We start from the raw sequence: 20796 nt of genomic DNA, 5'->3' as shown, positions 1-20796 counted from the left end.
GAGTGCTCCCCGGGTGTCCCGCCGACGGCGGGCGCTGGTGCGCGTTCGTTACCAGCGGTAGTGCGCGAAGGCCTTGTTCGCTTCGGCCATCTTGTGCGTGTCCTCGCGGCGCTTGACAGCGGCACCCAGGCCGTTGCTCGCGTCGAGGAGCTCGTTCATCAGGCGCTCGGTCATCGTCTTCTCACGACGGGCCCGGCTGTACTGGATCAGCCAGCGGAGGCCGAGCGTCGTGCTGCGGGAGGCGCGGACCTCGACCGGGACCTGGTAGGTCGCGCCACCGACACGGCGGCTGCGGACCTCGAGGCTCGGCTTGACGTTGTCCAGCGCGCGCTTGAGCGTGACGACCGGGTCGGTGTCGTTCTTGGCGCGGGCACCCTCGAGGGCGCCGTAGACGATCGCCTCGGCGATCGAGCGCTTGCCGTCGACGAGCACCTTGTTGACCAGCTGGGTGACCAGCTGCGACTGGTAGACCGGGTCGATGACCAGCGGCCGCTTCGGCGCGGGGCCCTTGCGAGGCATTAGCTCTTCTCCTTCTTGGCGCCGTAGCGGCTGCGGGCCTGCTTGCGGCCGCGGACGGCCTGCGTGTCCAGCGAGCCGCGGATGATCTTGTAGCGCACGCCCGGCAGGTCCTTCACGCGACCGCCACGCACGAGCACCATCGAGTGCTCCTGCAGGTTGTGGCCGACGCCGGGGATGTATGCGGTGACCTCGACCCCACTGGTGAGGCGGACGCGGGCGACCTTGCGCAGCGCCGAGTTCGGCTTCTTCGGCGTCGTCGTGTACACGCGCGTGCACACTCCGCGGCGCTGGGGCGAACCCTTCAGCGCCGGAGTGCTGGTCTTGGTGACCTTGTCCTCGCGGCCCTTGCGGACCAGCTGGTTGATCGTGGGCATGGGTGGCCTGGATCTCCTACCTGCGCTGGGTGGTGCTTGCGATTCATGCTGATGTCGTGGTCCTGCTGGTCGTGCCCGGGTTCCGGGCCCCGGAGAGCCCGCCCGATCCCGGCCGCCGGCCGCTGTCCGACCCACGCGGTCGGGCGTGTCGCCCAACCCAGGACCGGTCCGCGGTCGGACCGAACTCGGTTGCCCCTCGCGACTCGGCGCCGCCACCTTCCGGCCGGGGGCCGGAGAGCGGTCCCCGGCGACCGGAGAGGTCACCCAGGCGCACCGCGAACGGGAGCTGGCCCAGGGCATCCTGGGCACGGCTGACCACGATACCCGCGCCCGGAGGACCGGTCAAAGCCGGGTCCCTCACACGCACGGCCGGAGGTCGGCCATCACCCACCGGAGCGGGTGACATCCGGGCAACGGTGTGCCGCCCGGTCTTCTTCCCCGACGGTCGCGCCGTCACTGGAGCGGATCGGACGGTACCCGGTGGAGTCGTCGCGCGGGAGTAGGCCGGCGGCGCCGCGGGCAGCGGATGGTCGGTGGCGGCGCGGTTCCGTCGGACCCCCGGCCTACCGTCCGCGTCGTCCGCTTCCCCCCGTCCCGGAGGTCCTGTGCACCCCGACTCCGCCCGTGAGCTGAAGGCCCGCATCCTCGATCTGCTGCCGTCGGCACCCGTCGTGGCGGCCGACGCGGGCACGGACGCGCCGTGGCCGTGGGTGGCGGTCGGGCTCGCCCCCACCGGGGGTGCGGAGGCCCGGGTGGCCGTGCGGCTCCAGCGGGACGGCGACCGGGCCCTGCTCCCCGACCTGGGGCGGGCGGCCGCGCGGGAGGTGGACGTCCGGGTGATCGGCCGGGTCCGTGCGCTGCGCTCCCCCACACCCGCGGAGCTGCAGCAGCGGGTCCGTCCGCTCCGTCCGGGCATCTCCGTCGCCCACCCCGGCGTGACGGCCGGCACGCTGGGCGGCTTCGTCCGCACGGCCGCCGGTCCGGCGATGCTGTCCAACAACCACGTGCTGGCGGCCAGCGACGCCGCCACCCTGGGCGACGCCGTCCTGCAGCCCGGACCGGCCGACGGCGGCGTCCCGGGCGACCGGGTCGCGACGCTGACGGCGTTCCCGCGCTTCCGCACCGACCGGCCGAACCTGGTCGACGCCGCGGTCGCGGTGCTGGACGACGGGGTGCCGACCGAGCCAGGGCGGCTGCCCGGCGGCCCGCTGAGCGGCCTGGTGCCGCACAGCCTGGACATCGAGCTGGACGACACCGTGGAGAAGGTGGGCCGGACGACCGGGCACACCCGCGGCCTGGTCACCGCGGTCGAGGTGGACGCGGTGGCCGTCCAGTTCGACGAGGTGGTGCACCGCTTCGACGACCAGCTCGAGATCGCCGGCCTGACCGGCGGCTTCAGCGCCGGCGGCGACAGCGGCTCGGTGATCTGGCGCAGCCGGGACCGGGCACCGGTCGCGCTGCTCTTCGCGGGAAGCGCCACCGGCGGGCCGCAGGGCTCCGGGGTCACCTTCGCCAACCCGCTCGCCACCGTGCTCCAGCTCCTCGGTGCGGAGTGGCTGACCGGGTGACCCACCGGCGAGGTGCGGAGCAGGAGTAGCCCTCCCGGGGCGCACAGGTGTCCCCCGCGCCCCCGGAGGGGCACCATGGGGCCATGACCGACCGGGCCGCGGCACGCGCCGCGAAGAGCGCGCTGAGCGCGCGCCTCTCCGACGACCCCGGCGTCGTCGGCATCGGGCTGAGCCGCCGTCACGACGGCTACGTCGTCAAGGTGGACCTGACCGATCCGGCCGCCGCGCCCCGGGTGCCGGGCGACGTCGACGGCGTCCGGGTGGTCACCGAGGTGATCGGCGTGGTCCGCACCTCCTAGCGGGCCGATAGCGTGCCCCCAGGGCGCCGAGTCGTGCGCCCGGAACCGAAGGAGGGCACGTGCGCATCGGCACCCAAGCCAGTTACAGCGGTGGGTTCACCCAGACCGCGGCCGAGATCCGCGACCTCGAGTCCGCCGGGCTCGACATCGCGGCGGTCGCCGAGGTCTACACGTTCGACGCGGTCAGCCAGCTGGGCTACCTGGCGGCGGTGACCGAGCGGGTGGAGCTGCTCTCTGCCATCTTCCCCATCTACAGCCGCACCCCGGCCCTGACCGCGATGACCGCGGCCGGGCTGGACTTCGTCTCCGGCGGGCGCTTCACCCTCGGCCTCGGTGCGTCCGGTCCGCAGGTGATCGAGGGCTGGCACGGCGTGCCGTACGACGCCCCCCTGCAGCGCACCCGCGAGGTCGTGGAGATCTGCCGCCAGGTGTGGCGCCGCGAGCGCCTCGACCACCAGGGAAAGAAGTACAACGTCCCCCTCCCGGCCGACCAGGGCACCGGCCTCGGCAAGCCGCTGAAGCTGATCAACACCCCGGTCAGGGAGCGGATCCCGGTGATGCTCGCCGCGCTGGGCCCCAAGAACGTGGAGCTCGCCGCCGAGATCGCCGAGGCGTGGGAACCCATCTTCTTCATGCCCGAGCGCGCGCAGTCGGTGTGGGGCGACGCCCTCGCCGCCGGCAAGGCGAAGCGGGCCCCGGAGCTGGGCGACCTCCAGGTCATCACCGGCGTCCCCGTGGCCATCGGGGACGGCCTGGACGAGGCGGCCTTGCTGGACCGCGTGCGGCCGGGGCTCGCCCTCTACATCGGCGGCATGGGCGCACGCGGAAAGAACTTCTACAACGACCTCGCCGTCCGGTACGGCTTCGAGGCGGAGGCCAAGGAGATCCAGGACCTCTACCTCGACGGCAAGAAGGACGAGGCCGCGGGCAAGGTTCCCGACGAGCTGGTGCGCGCCACCTCGCTCATCGGCCCGGAGTCGCACGTCGCCGAGCGGATCTCCGCCTTCGCCGAGGCCGGCGTGACGACGCTGATGCTGCAGCCCCTCGACGGCAGCCCCGAGGGCCGTCTGAAGACGGTGGAGACCATGAAGCGCCTGGCCGGCTGAGCTCCTCCCTCACAACAGCGCGTCCTCCCTCACCGCCCACCGTGAGGGAGGACGCGCCACGATCAGGTCACCTGATCCCAGCCGGAGGGCCACGACGCGAAAGGGCCCCCAGATCCGTAGTCGGATCTGGGGGCCCTTTCGTCACTGGCCAGGTGGCATCACTGCCGCCAGTCGTACTCCTCGAGACGCACGGCCTCGCCGGTGCCCTGACCGAAGACGTCGGGGCTGTAGTACTGCCCGTCGTCGTAGCCGGCCATCGTGTAGACAGCCGCCCGCGCCTCCTCGGTCGGCTCGACCGTGATGTTCCGGTAGCGGCTGATGCCCGTACCGGCCGGGATCAGCTTTCCGATGATCACGTTCTCCTTGAGCCCGAGCAGGCTGTCGCTCTTGCCCTGGATCGCGGCGTCGGTGAGGACCTTGGTCGTCTCCTGGAAGGAGGCGGCCGACAGCCACGACTCGGTCGCGAGCGAGGCCTTCGTGATGCCCATGAGGACCGGGCGGGCCGAGGCCGGCTCGCCGCCCTCGGCGACGACGCGGCGGTTCTCGGTCTCGAACAGCGTCCGCTCGACCAGTGCACCCGGCAGGAACTCCGTGGCACCCGAGTCGATGATGGTCACCCGCTTCAGCATCTGGCGGATGATCACCTCGATGTGCTTGTCGTGGATCGACACACCCTGCGACCGGTAGACCTCCTGGACCTCCCGGACCAGGTGCAGCTGCACCTCGCGGGGGCCCATGATCCGCAGCACCTCGTGCGGGTCGACCGCACCCTCGGTGAGCTGCTCGCCCACCTCGACGTGCGACCCGTCCTCGACCCGCAGCCGCGAGCGACGCGACAGCTTGTCGTAGACGACCTCGTCCGAGCCGTCGTCCGGGGTGATGGTCAGCTTGCGGAACTGCTCGCTGTCCTCGATCCGGACGGTGCCGGCCAGCTCCGCGATCGGCGCCTTGCCCTTGGGGACGCGGGCCTCGAAGAGCTCCACCACACGCGGCAGACCGTGCGTGATGTCGGCACCGGCCACACCACCGGTGTGGAAGGTGCGCATCGTCAGCTGCGTGCCGGGCTCGCCGATGGACTGGGCGGCGATGATGCCGACGGCCTCGCCGACGTCCACCAGCTTGCCCGAGGCCAGCGAGCGGCCGTAGCAGGTGGCGCAGGTGCCCAGCAGGGACTCGCAGGTCAGGACGCAGCGGACCTTGACCTCGGCCACGCCGGCGTCGATCAGCGTCTGGATCAGCACGTCACCCAGGTCGGCGTTCGCCGGGGCGATGACCGTCCCGTCCTCGGCCACCACGTCGGCGGCCAGGGCGCGGGCGTAGACGCTGGTCTCCACGTGCGCGTCACGAGTCACCGTCACGCCGGCCCCGTCACCGGACACCGTGCCGATCGGCATGACGACGCCGCGCTCGGTGCCGCAGTCCTCCTCGCGGATGATGACGTCCTGCGACACGTCCACCAGACGACGGGTGAGGTACCCGGAGTCGGCGGTCCGCAGGGCGGTGTCCGCGAGGCCCTTGCGGGCACCGTGCGTGGAGATGAAGTACTCCAGCACGGACAGACCCTCCCGGAAGTTGGCCTTGATCGGCCGCGGGATGATCTCGCCCTTCGGGTTGGCGACCAGACCGCGCATACCGGCGATCTGGCTGATCTGCATCATGTTGCCTCGGGCGCCCGAGTTGACCATGACCCAGACCGGGTTGGTGGTCGGGAAGTTGTCCACCATCGCCTGGGAGACCTCGGCCCGCGCACGGGTCCAGATCTCGATCAGCTCGCCACGACGCTCGGAGTCGGTGATGACGCCGCGCTCGTACTGCTTCTCGATCTTGGCGGCCTCGGCCTCGTGCCGGTCCATGATCTCGCGCTTGGCCGGCGGCGTGACGACGTCGTCGATGGCGATCGTGACGCCCGAGCGGGTCGCCCAGCGGAAGCCGGCCGACTTGAGGGCGTCCAGCGTCGCCGCGACCTGCACCTTGGGGTAGCGCTCGGCGAGGTCGTTGACGATCGCCCCGAGCTCCTTCTTCGGCACCTGGTAGTTGACGAAGCGGTAGTCCTCGGGCAGCGCCTCGTTGAACAGCACGCGGCCCAGCGAGGTCTCCACCAGCGCCGGCGCACCCGGCGTCCAGTCCTCGGACTGCTCCCAGGCCGGGTTGGCCTTGCCGTTGTCGACGCCGAACACCTCGTCGAGACGGATCAGCGCGCGCTCCTGCAGACCGAGGGCGCCCATGTCGTAGGCCATGACCGCCTCGGAGGCCGAGGAGAACGACGCCGGCGAGCCACCGTCGGCCTCGTGCCGGCTCGGCACCAGGGTCGTCACGTGGTACAGGCCCAGCACCATGTCCTGGGTCGGCGCGGTGATCGGACGACCGTCGGCCGGGCTCAGGATGTTGTTCGAGCTCAGCATCAGGATCCGGGCCTCGGCCTGCGCCTCGGCGGACAGCGGCAGGTGCACCGCCATCTGGTCACCGTCGAAGTCCGCGTTGAACGCGGTGCAGACGAGCGGGTGGATCTGGATGGCCTTGCCCTCGACCAGCTGGGGCTCGAAGGCCTGGATGCCCAGGCGGTGCAGCGTCGGTGCGCGGTTGAGCAGCACCGGGTGCTCGGTGATGACCTCTTCCAGCACGTCCCACACGACCGGGCGCGCACGCTCGACCATCCGCTTGGCGGACTTGATGTTCTGCGCGTGGTTGAGGTCGACCAGCCGCTTCATGACGAAGGGCTTGAAGAGCTCGAGGGCCATCTGCTTGGGCAGACCGCACTGGTGCAGCTTCAGCTGCGGGCCGACGACGATGACCGAACGGCCGGAGTAGTCGACGCGCTTGCCCAGCAGGTTCTGGCGGAACCGGCCCTGCTTGCCCTTGAGCAGGTCGCTCAGGGACTTCAGCGGACGGTTGCCGGGACCGGTGACCGGGCGGCCGCGACGGCCGTTGTCGAACAGCGCGTCCACGGACTCCTGGAGCATCCGCTTCTCGTTGTTCACGATGATCTCGGGAGCGCCGAGGTCCAGCAGACGCTTCAGCCGGTTGTTCCGGTTGATCACGCGGCGGTACAGGTCGTTCATGTCGCTGGTGGCGAAGCGGCCACCGTCGAGCTGCACCATCGGGCGCAGGTCCGGCGGGATGACCGGGACGCAGTCCAGCACCATGCCCATGGGCGAGTTGCGGGTCTGCTGGAAGGCCGCGACCACCTTGAGGCGCTTGAGGGCCCGCAGCTTGCGCTGACCCTTGCCGCTGCGGATGGTCTCCCGCAGCGAGGTGGCCTCGGCGTCGAGGTCGAAGCCGGAGAGCAGCTTCTGCAGCGCCGCGGCGCCCATGCCGCCCTCGAAGTACTCGCCGAAGCGGTCGCGCAGCTCGCGGTAGAGGCTCTCGTCGGCGATGAGCTGCTTGACCTCGAGCTTGCGGAAGGTGTCCATCACCTCGTCGAGGCGGTCGATCTCCCGCTGCGAGCGGTCGCGCAGCTGGCGCATCTCGCGCTCGCCGCCCTCGCGCACCTTGCGTCGGACGTCGGACTTGGCGCCCTCCGCCTCGAGCTCGGCCAGGTCGGCCTCGAGCTTCTGCTGACGGGCCTCGACGTTGGCGTCGCGCTGGCCCTCGAGGTTGGACTTCTCGGCGCTGATCTCGGCCTCGATGGTCGGGAGGTCGCGGTGCCGCGCCTCGTCGTCGACCGAGGTGATCATGTAGGCCGCGAAGTAGATGATCTTCTCGAGGTCCTTGGGCGCCAGGTCGAGCAGGTAGCCCAGGCGCGAGGGGACGCCCTTGAAGAACCAGATGTGGGTGACCGGCGCGGCCAGCTCGATGTGGCCCATCCGCTCACGACGCACCTTGGCGCGGGTGACCTCGACGCCGCAGCGCTCGCAGATGATGCCCTTGAACCGGACCCGCTTGTACTTGCCGCAGTAGCACTCCCAGTCCCGGGTGGGACCGAAGATCTTCTCGCAGAAGAGACCGTCCTTCTCCGGGCGGAGGGTGCGGTAGTTGATGGTCTCGGGCTTCTTCACCTCACCGTGGCTCCACTGGCGGATGTCGTCGCCGGTGGCCAGCCCGATGCGGAGCTCGTCGAAGAAGTTGACGTCGAGCAAGGTGTGACCCCTTTCAGGGGCTAGTGCTTCGCTTCTATGACTAGGAGTGGGTGGCCGGCCGGCCCTGATCGCTCAGGGCCGGCCGACTGCCGATCAGACGTCTTCGACGGACGACGGCTCGCGACGGCTGAGGTCGATGCCCAGCTCCTCCGCGGCCCGGAAGACCTCGTCGTCGGTGTCGCGCAGCTCGATCGCGTTGCCGTCGCTGGAGAGGACCTCCACGTTGAGGCAGAGCGACTGCAGCTCCTTGAGCAACACCTTGAACGACTCGGGGATGCCCGGCTCGGGGATGTTCTCGCCCTTGACGATCGCCTCGTACACCTTGACGCGGCCGAGGATGTCGTCGGACTTGATGGTGAGCAGCTCCTGCAGCGCGTAGGCCGCGCCGTAGGCCTGCATCGCCCAGCACTCCATCTCGCCGAAGCGCTGGCCACCGAACTGCGCCTTACCGCCCAGCGGCTGCTGGGTGATCATCGAGTAGGGGCCGGTCGACCGGGCGTGGATCTTGTCGTCCACCAGGTGGAGCAGCTTCAGGATGTAGACGTAGCCCACCGCGATCGGCTCGGGGAAGGGCTCCCCGGAGCGGCCGTCGAACAGCCGCGCCTTGCCGGTCTCCTTGACCATCCGGTTCCCGTCACGGTTCGGCGTCGTGGAGCCGAGGAGGCCGATGAGCTCGTCCTCCTTGGCGCCGTCGAACACCGGCGTCGCGGTACGCGTGCCCGGCGCGGCCGACTTCGCCGCCTCGGGCAGGTTGGCCGCCCAGTCCGGCGTGCCCTCGACCTGCCAGCCCTGCTTGGCGATCCACCCGAGGTGCATCTCCAGGACCTGGCCGACGTTCATGCGGCCGGGCACACCCAGCGGGTTCAGGACGATGTCGACCGGGGTGCCGTCCTCGAGGAACGGCATGTCCTCCTGCGGCAGGATCTTCGAGATGACGCCCTTGTTGCCGTGGCGTCCGGCGAGCTTGTCGCCGTCGGAGATCTTGCGCATCTGGGCGACGTAGACCCGGATCAGCTCGTTGACGCCGGCGGGCAGCTCGTCGCCGTCCTCGCGGGAGAACACGCGGACGCCGATGACCTTGCCGGACTCACCGTGCTTCACCTTGAGCGACGTGTCGCGGACCTCGCGCGCCTTCTCGCCGAAGATCGCGCGCAGCAGCCGCTCCTCGGGGGTCAGCTCGGTCTCGCCCTTGGGCGTGACCTTGCCGACGAGGATGTCGCCGGGGACGACCTCGGCACCGATGCGGATGATGCCGCGCTCGTCGAGGTCGGCGAGGACCTCCTCGGAGACGTTCGGGATGTCCCGGGTGATCTCCTCGGCACCGAGCTTGGTGTCGCGGGCGTCGACCTCGAACTCCTCGATGTGGATCGAGGACAGGACGTCGTCCTGCACGAGGCGCTGCGACAGGATGATCGCGTCCTCGTAGTTGTGGCCCTCCCACGGCATGAAGGCGACGAGCAGGTTCTTGCCCAGCGCCATCTCGCCCTGGTCGGTGCAGGGACCGTCGGCGATGACCTGGCCGACCTCGACGCGCTGGCCCTCGTCCACGACGGGGTTCTGGTTGATCGAGGTGCCCTGGTTCGAGCGCTGGAACTTCAGCAGCCGGTAGGTCTGACGGGTGCCGTCGTCGGCCATGACCGTCACGTAGTCGGCGGTGGAGTCCTCGACCACACCGGCCTTCTCCGCCACGACGACGTCGCCGGCGTCGACCGCGGCACGCAGCTCCATGCCGGTGCCCACGAGCGGGGCCTCCGAGCGGAGCAGCGGGACGGCCTGGCGCTGCATGTTGGCGCCCATGAGCGCGCGGTTGGCGTCGTCGTGCTCGAGGAACGGGATCATCGCCGTCGCGACCGAGGTCATCTGCCGCGGCGAGACGTCCATGTAGTCCACGTTCTCGGGGGCGAGGTAGTCGACCTCACCGCCCTTGGTGCGGACCAGGACGCGCTCCTCGGCGAGGCGACCCTGCGCGTCGAGCGGGCTGTTGGCCTGCGCGACGACGAAGCGGTCCTCCTCGTCGGCGGTCAGGTAGTCGATCTGGGTGGTGACCTGGCCGTTCTCGACCTTGCGGTACGGCGTCTCGATGAAGCCGAAGGCGTTGACCCGGCCGAACGAGGACAGCGAGCCGATCAGGCCGATGTTCGGGCCTTCCGGCGTCTCGATCGGGCACATCCGGCCGTAGTGGCTCGGGTGGACGTCGCGGACCTCCATGCCGGCGCGCTCACGGGACAGACCGCCGGGGCCCAGCGCCGACAGGCGGCGCTTGTGGGTCAGGCCCGCGAGCGGGTTGGTCTGGTCCATGAACTGCGACAGCTGGCTGGTGCCGAAGAACTCCTTGATGGAGGCGACGACCGGGCGGATGTTGATCAGGGTCTGCGGCGTGATCGCCTCGACGTCCTGGGTCGTCATCCGCTCGCGGACCACGCGCTCCATGCGGGAGAGGCCGACCCGGATCTGGTTCTGGATCAGCTCCCCGACGGTGCGCAGGCGACGGTTGCCGAAGTGGTCGATGTCGTCGGTGCCGTGATCGGGCTCGCCGGCGTGCAGGCGCACGACGTACTCGATGGTGGCGACGATGTCGTCCTCGGTCAGCGTCTGCGTGCCCTGGGCCACCGAGACGCCCAGCTTCTTGTTGACCTTGTAGCGGCCGACCTTCGCGAGGTCGTAGCGCTTCGGGTTGAAGAAGAGGTTCTCCAGCAGCGCCTGGGCCGACTCGCGCGTCGGCGGCTCGCCCGGACGCAGCTTGCGGTAGATGTCCAGCAGCGCCTCGTCCTGCCCGGCGATGTGGTCCTTCTCCAGCGTGGCCAGCACCGTGGGCGACCACTGGAAGTGCTCGCGGATGCGGTCCTCGCCCCAGCCGAGCGCCTTGAGCAGCACGGTGACCGGCTGACGGCGCTTGCGGTCGATGCGGACGCCGACGGTGTCGCGCTTGTCGACGTCGAACTCCAGCCACGCACCGCGGCTGGGGATCACCTTGGCGCTGAAGACGTCCTTGTCCGACGTCTTGTCCAGCGACTTGTCGAAGTAGACGCCGGGGCTGCGGACGAGCTGGGAGACGACGACGCGCTCGGTCCCGTTGATGACGAACGTGCCCTTGCTCGTCATGATCGGGAAGTCACCCATGAACACCGTCTGGCTCTTGATCTCGCCGGTGGTGTTGTTCATGAACTCGGCGGTGACGAACAGCGGCGCCGCGTAGGTCATGTCCTTGTCCTTGCACTCCTCGAGGGACGCCTTGACGTCCTCGAAGCGCGGGTTGGAGAAGGACAGCGACATGGAGCCGCTGAAGTCCTCGATCGGCGAGATCTCCTCGAGGATCTCGGCCAGGCCGCCGACGGCGGCCGCCTGCTCCTCGGGGGAGAGCGTCTCGCGCCACTCGGGGCTGCCGATCAGCCAGTCGAAGGAGGTCGTCTGCAGGGCCAGCAGGTCCGGGACCGCGAGCGGCTCGGAGATCTTGGCGAACGAGACGCGCAGCGGGGCGCCGGGGATCTTCTGCTGGTCGGCCTCGCCGGTGCGGGGGCCGTCCTGCGGTGCGGGGGCCGTGCTGGTGGTGCCGGACTCGGTGGTGCTGGGGTTGATGCTGGTGGGGCGAGAGCCTGCCAAGATGCGTCCTTCCAAGGACCTCACGACGTGCGGGCGGTGGGTGCGGGTCGTCCTGGGTCGTCGTCGGTGATGGCGAGGCTGTCCGCGACGGCCGCGAACACCCGGATCGACGGTCGGCGAGGGAGGCACCGGTGTGGGTTCCGGGCACCCGTCGTGACCCGTCTCAGCGGGCAGGCAGTCAGAGGGCAGCGCAACAGGAGACCCTACCCCTGCTGTTGCGTGATGTCCACGCCAGGGGTACCGGTGCGACCGGCGCCACAACCAGGCGCGACACGGTCCGCGAACCGGGGCGGTGCGCCCATGATGCCAGCCGCCCGGGCAGCCTCCGACCGCCACGCCGACCAGCGGCGGAAGGCCCCCTCGCAGGGGCCCGCCGCGAGCGTGCGAGCAGTGGGGGGCGAGGGGGTCCTCTTTCAGCTCGTGGTGAGCACCGTGAGTTCGCTGATCTTCCAGTCGCCGTCGACGTCGACCAGCGTCACCCGGACCGTCTGCACGCAGGACTGGGCCCCCTCGGGCGTCACCTGGCACTCCGACCCTTCGGGGGCCGGCTGGGTACCGCTGTTGACCGATTCCAGGACGTACTGACCGAAGACGACCACCGTCGCGGAGTCCTGGGACTCGTCGACCTGCTGCAGGCCGATGTCGAGCACCTCGTAGCGGGTCGTCGCCGACACCTGCTCGTAGGAGCTGATGATGCCGCCCTCGGTGAGGTCCCGCTCGTACTGCTCGCGCAGATCACCCGTGAGGGCGTCCAGCTTGCCCTGCACGCTGCCCTCAGAGTCCTCGTAGTCGTAGGCGTAGACGGCCTGGATGCCGTCGCGGGCGGCAGCGAAGATCTCCGGGTCGACGTGGGACGGGTGCAGCCGCTGCCAGAGCAACACACCCCCGCCGGCGGCGGCGAGCACGCAGAGGAGCGCCAGGACCAGCGCGGCGGCCGGGACGCGGCGCCGGACGCCTGCGCCGGGAGCCGCGGCGGCACGCGCGCCCGCGGACGACGAGGTGCGCCGAGTGCGCGCCCGCGCCGGAGCGGCGGTACCCGCCCCCTCCTGCTCCGGGACCGATGCGCCCGCGGTGGTCGGGACCTCCGCCGTCGCCGGCCGGGTCGCCGGGTCCACGGCTTCCTCGCGTTCCCGGCGGCTGCCGGCGACACGGGGCCGGGGGCTGGGGCGCGGAGCCGCGGGACGGGCCCGGGGCGAGGGCCGTGGGCGCTCGTCGGGGGCGCGGTTCTCGTGACCGTCACTCATCGCCGGCCGACCCCGTTCCCGTGATGCCGGACAGCAGCCATCGATCGCCCGGCTTCTCGAGGTTCACCTCGAGCCGGTACCGCGAGATCTGCACCTGCTGGCTGGCCGCGCTCTCCTGCGTCGCCTGGATCACCAGCAGGACGGTCGCATCGTCGGCGTCGGCCCGGGTGACGCCCGCCCCGATGATCTCGGTGTTGACGACGGCCTCCAGGTCGGCGATCTCCTGGCGCCGGTCCTCGAGCTCGGCCACCGACGCGTCGCGGAGATCCCCGGTGGCGACCCGCCTGATCTGCTCGATGTCGTCGTCGAGGGTCAGGTAGTCGAAGGACGTGAGGTCCACGACGCCGGACCGGGCCGCCTGGAGCGCCTCCGCGTAGTCGCCGGTGCGGACCGCCGAATCCCCGGGACGGGTGAACCAGAGGAACGCCACCCCGGCTGAGAGCAGCACCAGCAGGGTCGCGAGTGCGGGCAGCACCGGGACGGACAGCCGGAACCGCCGCCCGTCCACCAGCGGCTCGCGATCGGCGCCCTGCTCGCCGGCGTCTCCCGCGTCGCCGGTCCGGTGGCCGTCCGCCGCTGTCCGCCCGGCGATCTCCTCGCCCGGCGCACCGGCGGCTCCGTCCCCGGCAGCCGGGGACGTCGCCTCCTTCTCGGCCCGCACGCTGGGCCGCTCATCGCTCGTCACCCGGGTGATCCTCCTCGACCGTGATCGGTGTCGGCCTTCGGCATGCCGGTCACCCCTCGATGCTGGAGAAGGGAGTGGCCTGGAGCAGTCCGCCCAGGAGGTCGGTGATCGGGGCGAGCGGCGCAGGGGGCGCGGGGAGCCCTCCCCCGTCGGCCTGACCCGACTCGGGGCTCGCGGCCTGTCCGCCGTCCCGGCCGATGTTCTGCTCGCCGCGGATGTTCGACCCGGTCTCGTCGTAGCCGTCCCCGGGTGCGGGGTCGACGCCGTTGATCACGCCGCAGCCCACGGCGTCGGTGTCCACGGCAGCGACCGCCCCTTGCGTGGGGGTGGTCGCGCTCTGGACGTAGCCGGTGGTGCAGGCGTGCGGCTCCCCCGCGTTCAGCACGAAGCCGAAGTGGGAGCGCAGGACGCCGTCCTCGTCGCGGCGGACGACGGTGAACCCGCCGGTCACCGCGTCGGGGTAGGTGACCAGCATCTGCTGCACGCCGTCGAGCCGCGGGATCATCACCCCGTTGAGGATGTCGAGGTTGCGGACCAGCGACCCGAGGCCGGGGCCGGCGTCGTCGACGAGGGTCTGGAGGGCCTCCCCGGCATCGGGCGCGTTGACCACGATCTCGCGCAGGTCCGGGTCCATGTCGACCAGGGTGTCGGTGATCAGCCGCAGGTCGGCGGCCCAGGCGCGGATCGCCGAGCGGCTGTCCCGCTGCGTGTCCAGCACGGTCTGGCCGTCGGTGATCAGCTCCAGGGTCTGCGGGAGGGACTCCGTGGCCCGGGCGAGCAGCAGGTTCCCGTTGTCGATCAGGCGCCCGAGGTCGTCCCCGGCGCCCTGGAAGGCCCGCCCGAGCTCCTCGATCACGATCCGGAGGTTCTCCTGGTCGATCGAGCCGACCAGCTCGTCGAGGTTGAGCAGCATCTGCTCCACCGGGACGGGGGTGCTGGTCCGTTCCATCGGGATGACCGCGCCGTCGTCCAGGTAGGGCTCCCCCTCGCTGGTGGGGCGGAGGATGACGTACTGCTCCCCCACCGCGCTGCGGGTGGCGACCGCAGCCTCCGTGTCGGCGGGGATCGGCTCGGCGTCCGGATCGATGCGGAGCACCACGCGGACGCCGTCCTCCACCACCTCCATGTCGGTGACCCGGCCGACGGCGACGCCCCGGTAGGTCACCTCGGCGTTGACGAAGATGCCCCCGGAGTTCTCGAAGTCGGCCGCCACCTCGTAGCTGCCCCCGAACAGGACGCGGTCCAGGCCGACGTACGTGAAGCCCAGGTAGGCCATCCCCACGACGGCGAGGGCGGCGAACGCCAGCAGCTTGAGCTTGGTCGCGCGGGCGATCACGGTCCCACCTCCGAGACCAGGGGAAGACCTGGCAGGCCGGCTGACCGGTCATCCAGCGGCAGCTGCTCCAGGAGCTGCCCGGGGATGTCGCCGAGCCCGGGCAGCCCACCCTGCGGCGACGGGGCGGCGGGCGTACCCCCGCCTCCGGCCGTGGACGTCCCGCCACCTCCAGCCGCCTGGCCCGTGCCGGCGTCGACGCCGCACCTGCCCTGGCTGAGGGCCTCCGTCAGCGGGAGTTCCCGGAGCGCGCCGCTCTGGTCGACGACGTACCGGCACAGCAGCTGGGTGAGGTCCAGGTCCACCGTCGCGGTCATGTTGGTGAACAGCGCCACGCCACCGGACTGCGCCTGCCGGTAGTTCAGCGCCGACAAGGAGCTGTCGGGGAACGGGTAGGTCAGCAGCAGCTCCAGCGAGTTCGCGAGGTCGGGGCCGGCCGCGGCGAGCTGGGTGAGGATCGGCTGCAGGAGCTCGAGGTCCTCGATCGTGTTGGCCGCCGACGCGTTGATGATCCGCGTGCCGACGTCACCGAGGCGGGCAAGGCCTTCGAGCATCGACACGAGCAGACCCCGCTGCTCGTTGATGACGTCCAGCCCGGGGCCGATGGTGTCCAGGGCCGTCTCGATGGTGGCCGTGCGCTCGGCCAATGACGCCGAGAGCTCGTCGGCGCGGTCGAGAGCACGGTTGATCTCGGCCCTCTGCTCGTCCAGGCCACCTATGAAGGTGTCGAGCTGGTCCAGGGTGTCCTTGATCTCGGCTTCGCGTCCTGCCAGCGCCTCGCCGAGCTCGCGGTTGATCGTCTGGAGCTGGGTGAGACCGCCGCCGTTGAGCACCAGGGACAGGGCACCGAGGAGTTCCTCGACCTCGACGTTGCGGTTCGTGCGGTCCAGCGGGATGCGCGACCCGTCGTCCAGGCGCCCCTCCGGCTCCGCGTTCCCCGGGGCGGCCAGCTCCACGTACTTCTCACCGAGGAGCGAGGACTGCTGGATCGCCGCGACCGCGTTGGCCGGGAGGTCGACGTCGCCGTTGACCTCGATCGTGACGACCGCCGTCCAGTTCTCCTCGTCGAGCTCGATGGCGTCCACCCGCCCCACCGGCACGTCGGCGACGCGCACGCCGGACTGGGGCACGAGGTCGAGGACGTCGAGGAACTCGACCTCCACCGTGTACGGGTCGTCGCCGAGGTCGGCACCTCCCGGGAGGCTCACCGAGTACGCGCCGCGGAAGCCGCAGCCGCCGAGCAGCAAGACACCGGCCGCCAGTGCACCGACCCGGTGCAGTCGGCGGTTCACGGGGCACCCACCGGGAGGACCGGCGGGAGCCCGGGCAGCACGCTGCCGCCCCCACCGCGTCCACCGAGGAGGGCCTCGCGCAGCTCCTCGTAGTCCGGGACGCCGTTGCCGTTCAGGTCGTCGACGCTGCCGTCGGCATCGGCGTCACCGGAGAGCAGGCGCGAACAGACGTCCTGGACCGTGTCGCGCAGCGGGCCCGTGAGGTCGGGGAGCGGCAACGGCAGCTCGAGCTGGATCCGGCCGGTCTGGGCGAGCAACCCACACACGACCACCTCGGCGTTGAGCGAGCCGAGCCCGTTGTCCCGCGTGTCGAGCGTGCCGTAGTCGGGGTTGTAGGCGCGAGCGAGGTTGCTCAGCGCCGCAGGCGCCACGTCGAGCACCTCGGCGAGCTTCGCGCGCTGCTGCACCAGCACCAGGGTCACGTCCGCCAGCCGGTCCACGTTGGTGGTCAGCAACGTGGTGTTGTCGCGCACGAAGCCGGCCACGTCACCCAGCGCGTCGCTGAGCAGCGCCACCGCCTCCTGGAGGTCCGCCCGCTCGCCCTCGAGCAGATCGGCGACCGCGGCCATGTTGCCGTTGAACTGGCCCACCTGCGCGTCGATCGTGGCCAGCGCGCTCGTGAACGTCTGCAGGTTGTCCAGGGAGCCGAACAGGTCGTCGCGGTTCTCGGCGAGCGTCTCCACCGCCCGCGAGAACCCGGTGAGGGTGCGGTTCAGCTCGTCACCGTTGCCTTCCAGGTTCGCCGCCCCGACGTCGAGGAGGTCGGACAGTGCACCGTTCGCGTTGCCTCCGCTGGGGCCCAGTGCCGCCGACAGCTCGTCGAGTGCGCCGTACACCGCGTCGAGCTCCACCGGGATGGCGGTCCGGTCCAAGGGGATGTCGGCGCCGTCCTCCATCGTCGGCCCACCGTCGTAGACCGGGGCCAGCTGCACGTAGCGGTCGGAGACCAGCGAGGGCGCCAGGATGATCGCGTTCGCGTCGGCGGGGACGTCGTAGTCCTCGTCGATGCTCATCTCGACGCGGACCTTGTCGCCCAGGGGCACCACGTCGTCGATCGTCCCGATGGCGATGCCGAGCACCCGGACGTCCGAACCGGGGTACAGGCCGACCGTCTCGTCGAACCAGGCCGTCACCCGGTACTGACCGGCCGGGCGCAGGATGGTCCATCCCACCGCGACCAGGAGCACGAGCGCCGCCGTCAGGGCGACGGCTCGCTGCAGGCTGCCGCTCATCACCGGCCTCCCTCGGTCGGCGTGCAGCCGGTCACCGGGGTGCCGGTCGCACCGCAGACCGCTGCGCCGACGACGGTGGGGATGAGGTCGTTGACGAAGCTGTCGAACCAGCGGCCGTTGCCGAGGGTGTTCGTAAACACCCGGACGAAGGGCGCCAGCTCCTTCACCGTCTCGGCCAGGGCGGCCCGGTTGCGCGACAGGATGTCCGTGACCCGCGAGAGCTGCTGCAGCGCCGGGGTCAGCACCTCCCGGTTGTCCTCCACCAGGCCGGAGAGCTGCCCGGCCAGCTGCTGGGTGCTCTCCAGGACGGAGTCGATGAGCTCGCGCCGCTCCTGCACCTCGGCGAGCAGCGTGTTCGAGTCGAGGATCAGCCTGGTGAATTCGCCGTTGCGGTCGGCGAGCACCTCGGTGACCTGGCGGGTCGCCGACAGGAGCTCGCGCAGCTCCGCATCCCGCGAGGCGATGGTGTCCGAGAGGCGGGCCAGGCCCTCGAGCGAGGTCTGCACCTCCTCGGGCGTCTCCGCGAAGGTGTCGGCCAGCACCTCGAAGCTGGTCGCGAGCTGAGCGGTGTCGATGTCCTGCACCGTCGTCGAGAGGTCGGCGAAGGCCTCGACGACGTCGTAGGGCGACGCCGTCCGTTCCAGGGGGATGCGGTCGTCGGGGTCCAGCTCCTCGGCCCCCCGGGGGACCAGCGCCACGTACTTGGCACCGAGCACGGTCTCGATCTTGATCGCCGCCTCCGACCGGTCCCCGACGAACGCGTCCTTAACCCGGAACTCGACGGTCACCGCCCCGTCCTCGAGCGCGAGGCTCTCGACGTTGCCGACCTTGACCCCGGCGACGCGCACCGGGTCGTCGGCCTGCAGGCCGGCGGCCTCGGAGAACTGCGCCTTGTAGACCGTCCCCCCACCGATCAGGGGCAGCGACTGCGCGTTGAAGGCGAGGAGCACGACGGCAGTGACCACGGCGAGGCTCACCGCACCGACGATCACCGGGTTGCGGTCTCGGAAGTTCGTGGACCGGCGCGCCATCAGCTGCACCCCTCCGCACCGCTCTCGAACTCGAACGTCTGGGCCACCGGCGCCCCGCCGAGCGGCGTGGCGGGCAGCGTGACGGTGCCCCCGGCGCGACACAGGAAGAAGTTGAACCAGCTGCCGTTGATGGCGGTCCGCGTCGTGAGGTCGAGCTTGGCCGGCACCGTCTGCAGGAACCGCTCGACCACGTCGCCGGTGTCGCCGAGGTTGCGCGACAGGTCGTCCAGCGCCTGGATGTCGGCGGTCAGCGGTGCCCGCGCGTCCTCCAGGAAGCCGCTGGTGGTGACCGCCAGCTCGTCGATCGCGGCGAGCGAGTCGAAGATGACCTCGCGGTCGCCGGCCAGGCCGGTCACGAACTGCTGGAGGCTGACCACCAGGCCGGACAGCTGCTCGTCCCGCGCGGCGAGAGTCCCCATCACGGTGCTCAGGTTGTCGATCACGCTGCCGATGACCTGGTCACGGTCGGCCAGGCTGCTGGTCAACGACCCCACGTGCCCGAGCAGGCTCTCCACGGTTGCCCCCTCGCCCTGGAACACCTGGATGATCTCGAACGAGACCCGGTTCACGTCTTCCGGCGAGAGCGCCTGCAGCAGCGGCTGGAAGCCGCCGAACAGGATCGTGAGGTCGAGGGCGTTGGTCGTCCGTGCCAGCGGGATCACCGCTCCCGCGGCGAGGGTCTCGCCACCGGCTCCCTCGCCCTCGGTGAGCGCGATGTACCGCTGGCCCACCAGGTTGCGGAAGCGGATGGTCGCCTCGACGCTCCGCGGGAGCGGCACCGACTCGCCGACCTCCAGTTCCACCTCGGCGACCGGACGGTCCGTCCCCTCCGCCACCCCGATGCCCACCACCTGGCCGACGCGGACACCGGCGATGCGCACCTCGTCGCCCTCGACCAGCCCGGCGACATCGGTGAACTGGGCCCGGTAGGTCAGCTGCTCCCCGTAGCCGGCATTCGTGATGGTCGTGATGAGGACGTAGGCCGCCAACACGGTCACCAGCGCGAAGGCCACCAGCTTGGTCAGGGGGGCGGCCAGGCCCCTCAGCTGGCCCTTCATCGGAACATCACGTTCTTCCCCCGCAGGACCGGCGCCAGGGTCGCAGCAGCCAGGTCGGACACCTCACCGGGCTCCTCCCCCGTCTGGTACGCCAGGATGCTGCGCACGAAGTCCAGCTCTGCGGTCGAGCCGGCGAGCACGTCGGGCAGCGACTGCCCCCGCTGCGCCGCGCCCGGCACGTTGTCCGGGTTGCCGCCGTCGTCGGCCCCGCCCTCGTAGCAGGCCGGCTCGTCGCGCATCTCGCTCTCCGGGGACTCGACGCCGTCGAGGGGCGGGTACGGGCAGTAGTACTCGCCCGCCTGCGCCTGGGCGATCTCCCCGTCGATGTCGTCCAGCCCACGGCAGTCCGGGGCCGCCGTGTCGGCGTAGATCGGCTGGTCACCCGGCACGTAGGGGTTCCGCGGCGGCAGGGTGAACACGATGTTCAGGTTCAGCGCCGGGTCCCCGTCGGTGCCGAAGGTCTCGCCGATGCGCGGGACCGACTCGGCGAGCCCGTCGAGCAGGCACGGGTAGATGGGCGAGTACTCGGCGAACAGCCCGAGCACCGGCCGCGAGGTCTCCGCCAGCGAGATGAGGCTGCGCTCGTTGCGCTCGAGGAAGCCCGCGGTCACGTTGGAGGAGCTGGTGCCGACCGTGAAGGTCCGGCGCAGCTGCTCGGCCTGGTCGACCACGGTGGAGTTGGTGACGGCGAGGTCGTCCAGGACGGCGAGCAGGTCGTCGGCGGCGCTCTCGTAGGTCTCGGCGAAGTCCGCGAGGCCCGAGATGTCGGCCTGCAGCTCGGGTAGCACGGTGTTGATCTGCCCGATGTACTCGCCGGTCGCGGCCAGGTTCGCACCGAGCTCGTCACCGCGGCCGCGGAGGGCGTCGGCGACCGCGCCCAGGGTGAAGGCGAGGTCCTCCGGCGCCACCGCCTGCAGCAGGGGCAGGGTGTCGTCGATGACCCGCTGCAGCTCGATGGCGTTGCTGGTGCGGTCCTGGCCGATGACGTCGCCGTCGGCCAGTCGCTCCGCGCTCGGGTTCTCCGGCAGCTCGAGGGACACGAACCGCTCGCCGAAGAGGGTCTTGGGGAGCAGCCGCGCGGTCACGTCGGCGGGGATCTGCTCGAGGTGCCCGGGGTCGAGGGCGAGCTCGATGACGGCGCCGTCCACGCTGGCCCGCACGTCCCGCACCTCGCCGACGATGACGCCGCGCACCTTGACGTCGGAGGCCTCCTGGAGCTGGTTGCCCGCTGTGTCGGCCTCCAGCGTCACCCGGGCGACGTCGGCGAAGGCCTTGTTGTACTGCGCCACGGCCAGACCGAGGAGGAGCGCGAGGACGACGAGGAACGCCACGCCCTGCAGGCGGGTGCGGATGACCTCGGCTCGGCTGCTAATCACGGC

The 20796-nt window shown here is 71.0% G+C and carries 15 protein-coding genes; 3 read left to right on the top strand and 12 right to left on the bottom strand.

Annotated features, from left to right (window positions below):
- Positions 1–48: 48 nt before the first annotated feature.
- Positions 49–519 carry a 30S ribosomal protein S7 gene (gene rpsG / locus RM425_RS03400; protein ID WP_091770163.1) on the bottom strand — a complete coding sequence of 157 codons (471 nt, stop codon included), beginning with the start codon at positions 517–519 and terminating at the stop codon, positions 49–51.
- Positions 519–893, bottom strand: a complete 375-nt coding sequence (rpsL, locus tag RM425_RS03395) for a 30S ribosomal protein S12 (protein ID WP_200490198.1) — start codon at positions 891–893, stop codon at positions 519–521. Before rpsL ends, rpsG begins: the two co-directional genes overlap by 1 nt.
- Positions 894–1498: 605 nt before the next feature.
- Between rpsL and RM425_RS03390 the strand changes: the two genes are divergently transcribed.
- The 3 genes from RM425_RS03390 (at position 1499) to RM425_RS03380 (ending at position 3866) form a co-directional block, all read left to right on the top strand.
- On the top strand, positions 1499–2461 hold the full coding sequence (locus RM425_RS03390) for a hypothetical protein (protein ID WP_311343766.1): 963 nt from the start codon (positions 1499–1501) through the stop codon (positions 2459–2461).
- Positions 2462–2544: 83 nt separating this feature from the next.
- Positions 2545–2760: a hypothetical protein gene (locus RM425_RS03385; RefSeq protein WP_311343765.1), complete on the top strand. Its 216-nt coding sequence runs from the start codon at positions 2545–2547 to the stop codon at positions 2758–2760.
- A 59-nt stretch (positions 2761–2819) separates the two neighbouring features.
- Positions 2820–3866: an LLM class F420-dependent oxidoreductase gene (locus tag RM425_RS03380; RefSeq protein WP_311343764.1), complete on the top strand. Its 1047-nt coding sequence runs from the start codon at positions 2820–2822 to the stop codon at positions 3864–3866.
- A gap of 158 nt (positions 3867–4024) precedes the next feature.
- On the opposite strand, the gene RM425_RS03375 is transcribed toward RM425_RS03380, so the two are convergent.
- The 10 genes from RM425_RS03375 to RM425_RS03330 all read right to left on the bottom strand — a co-directional run bounded on the left by RM425_RS03375 (position 4025) and on the right by RM425_RS03330 (position 20793).
- A complete protein-coding gene (locus tag RM425_RS03375; RefSeq protein WP_311343763.1) occupies positions 4025–7942 on the bottom strand; it encodes a DNA-directed RNA polymerase subunit beta' in 3918 nt (1305 codons plus the stop codon).
- 93 nt (positions 7943–8035) lie between these two features.
- Positions 8036–11542 (bottom strand): DNA-directed RNA polymerase subunit beta, encoded by a 3507-nt coding sequence (gene rpoB, locus RM425_RS03370; RefSeq protein ID WP_311343762.1) that lies wholly within the window; start codon positions 11540–11542, stop codon positions 8036–8038.
- Positions 11543–11955: 413 nt separating this feature from the next.
- Entirely contained in the window at positions 11956–12657 is a 702-nt protein-coding gene (locus RM425_RS03365; RefSeq protein ID WP_311343761.1) for a hypothetical protein, read from the bottom strand.
- Positions 12658–12778: 121 nt separating this feature from the next.
- Positions 12779–13471, bottom strand: a complete 693-nt coding sequence (locus RM425_RS03360; RefSeq protein ID WP_311343760.1) for a hypothetical protein — start codon at positions 13469–13471, stop codon at positions 12779–12781.
- Between the two features lie 49 nt (positions 13472–13520).
- Complete coding sequence (locus RM425_RS03355; RefSeq protein ID WP_311343759.1) at positions 13521–14807, bottom strand: MlaD family protein; 1287 nt, start codon at positions 14805–14807, stop codon at positions 13521–13523.
- The gene (locus RM425_RS03350; protein ID WP_311343758.1) at positions 14804–16096 is read right to left on the bottom strand and encodes an MCE family protein; all 1293 of its coding nucleotides are present in this window, start codon (positions 16094–16096) and stop codon (positions 14804–14806) included. Before RM425_RS03350 ends, RM425_RS03355 begins: the two co-directional genes overlap by 4 nt.
- The gene (locus RM425_RS03345; protein WP_311343757.1) at positions 16093–17328 is read right to left on the bottom strand and encodes an MCE family protein; all 1236 of its coding nucleotides are present in this window, start codon (positions 17326–17328) and stop codon (positions 16093–16095) included. The genes RM425_RS03350 and RM425_RS03345 overlap by 4 nt, the downstream gene beginning before the upstream one ends.
- On the bottom strand, positions 17328–18359 hold the full coding sequence (locus RM425_RS03340; RefSeq protein ID WP_311343756.1) for an MCE family protein: 1032 nt from the start codon (positions 18357–18359) through the stop codon (positions 17328–17330). The genes RM425_RS03345 and RM425_RS03340 overlap by 1 nt, the downstream gene beginning before the upstream one ends.
- Complete coding sequence (locus RM425_RS03335; RefSeq protein ID WP_311343755.1) at positions 18359–19417, bottom strand: MCE family protein; 1059 nt, start codon at positions 19415–19417, stop codon at positions 18359–18361. The genes RM425_RS03340 and RM425_RS03335 overlap by 1 nt, the downstream gene beginning before the upstream one ends.
- Positions 19414–20793 carry an MCE family protein gene (locus RM425_RS03330; RefSeq protein ID WP_311343754.1) on the bottom strand — a complete coding sequence of 460 codons (1380 nt, stop codon included), beginning with the start codon at positions 20791–20793 and terminating at the stop codon, positions 19414–19416. The genes RM425_RS03335 and RM425_RS03330 overlap by 4 nt, the downstream gene beginning before the upstream one ends.
- Between the last annotated feature and the right edge of the window lie 3 nt (positions 20794–20796).

Origin of the sequence: Blastococcus goldschmidtiae (assembly GCF_031845325.1) — a bacterium.
Lineage (GTDB): Bacteria > Actinomycetota > Actinomycetes > Mycobacteriales > Geodermatophilaceae > Blastococcus > Blastococcus goldschmidtiae.
Note: the sequence above shows the minus strand (reverse complement) of the source record. Positions and strands in the feature narration are given on the sequence as shown.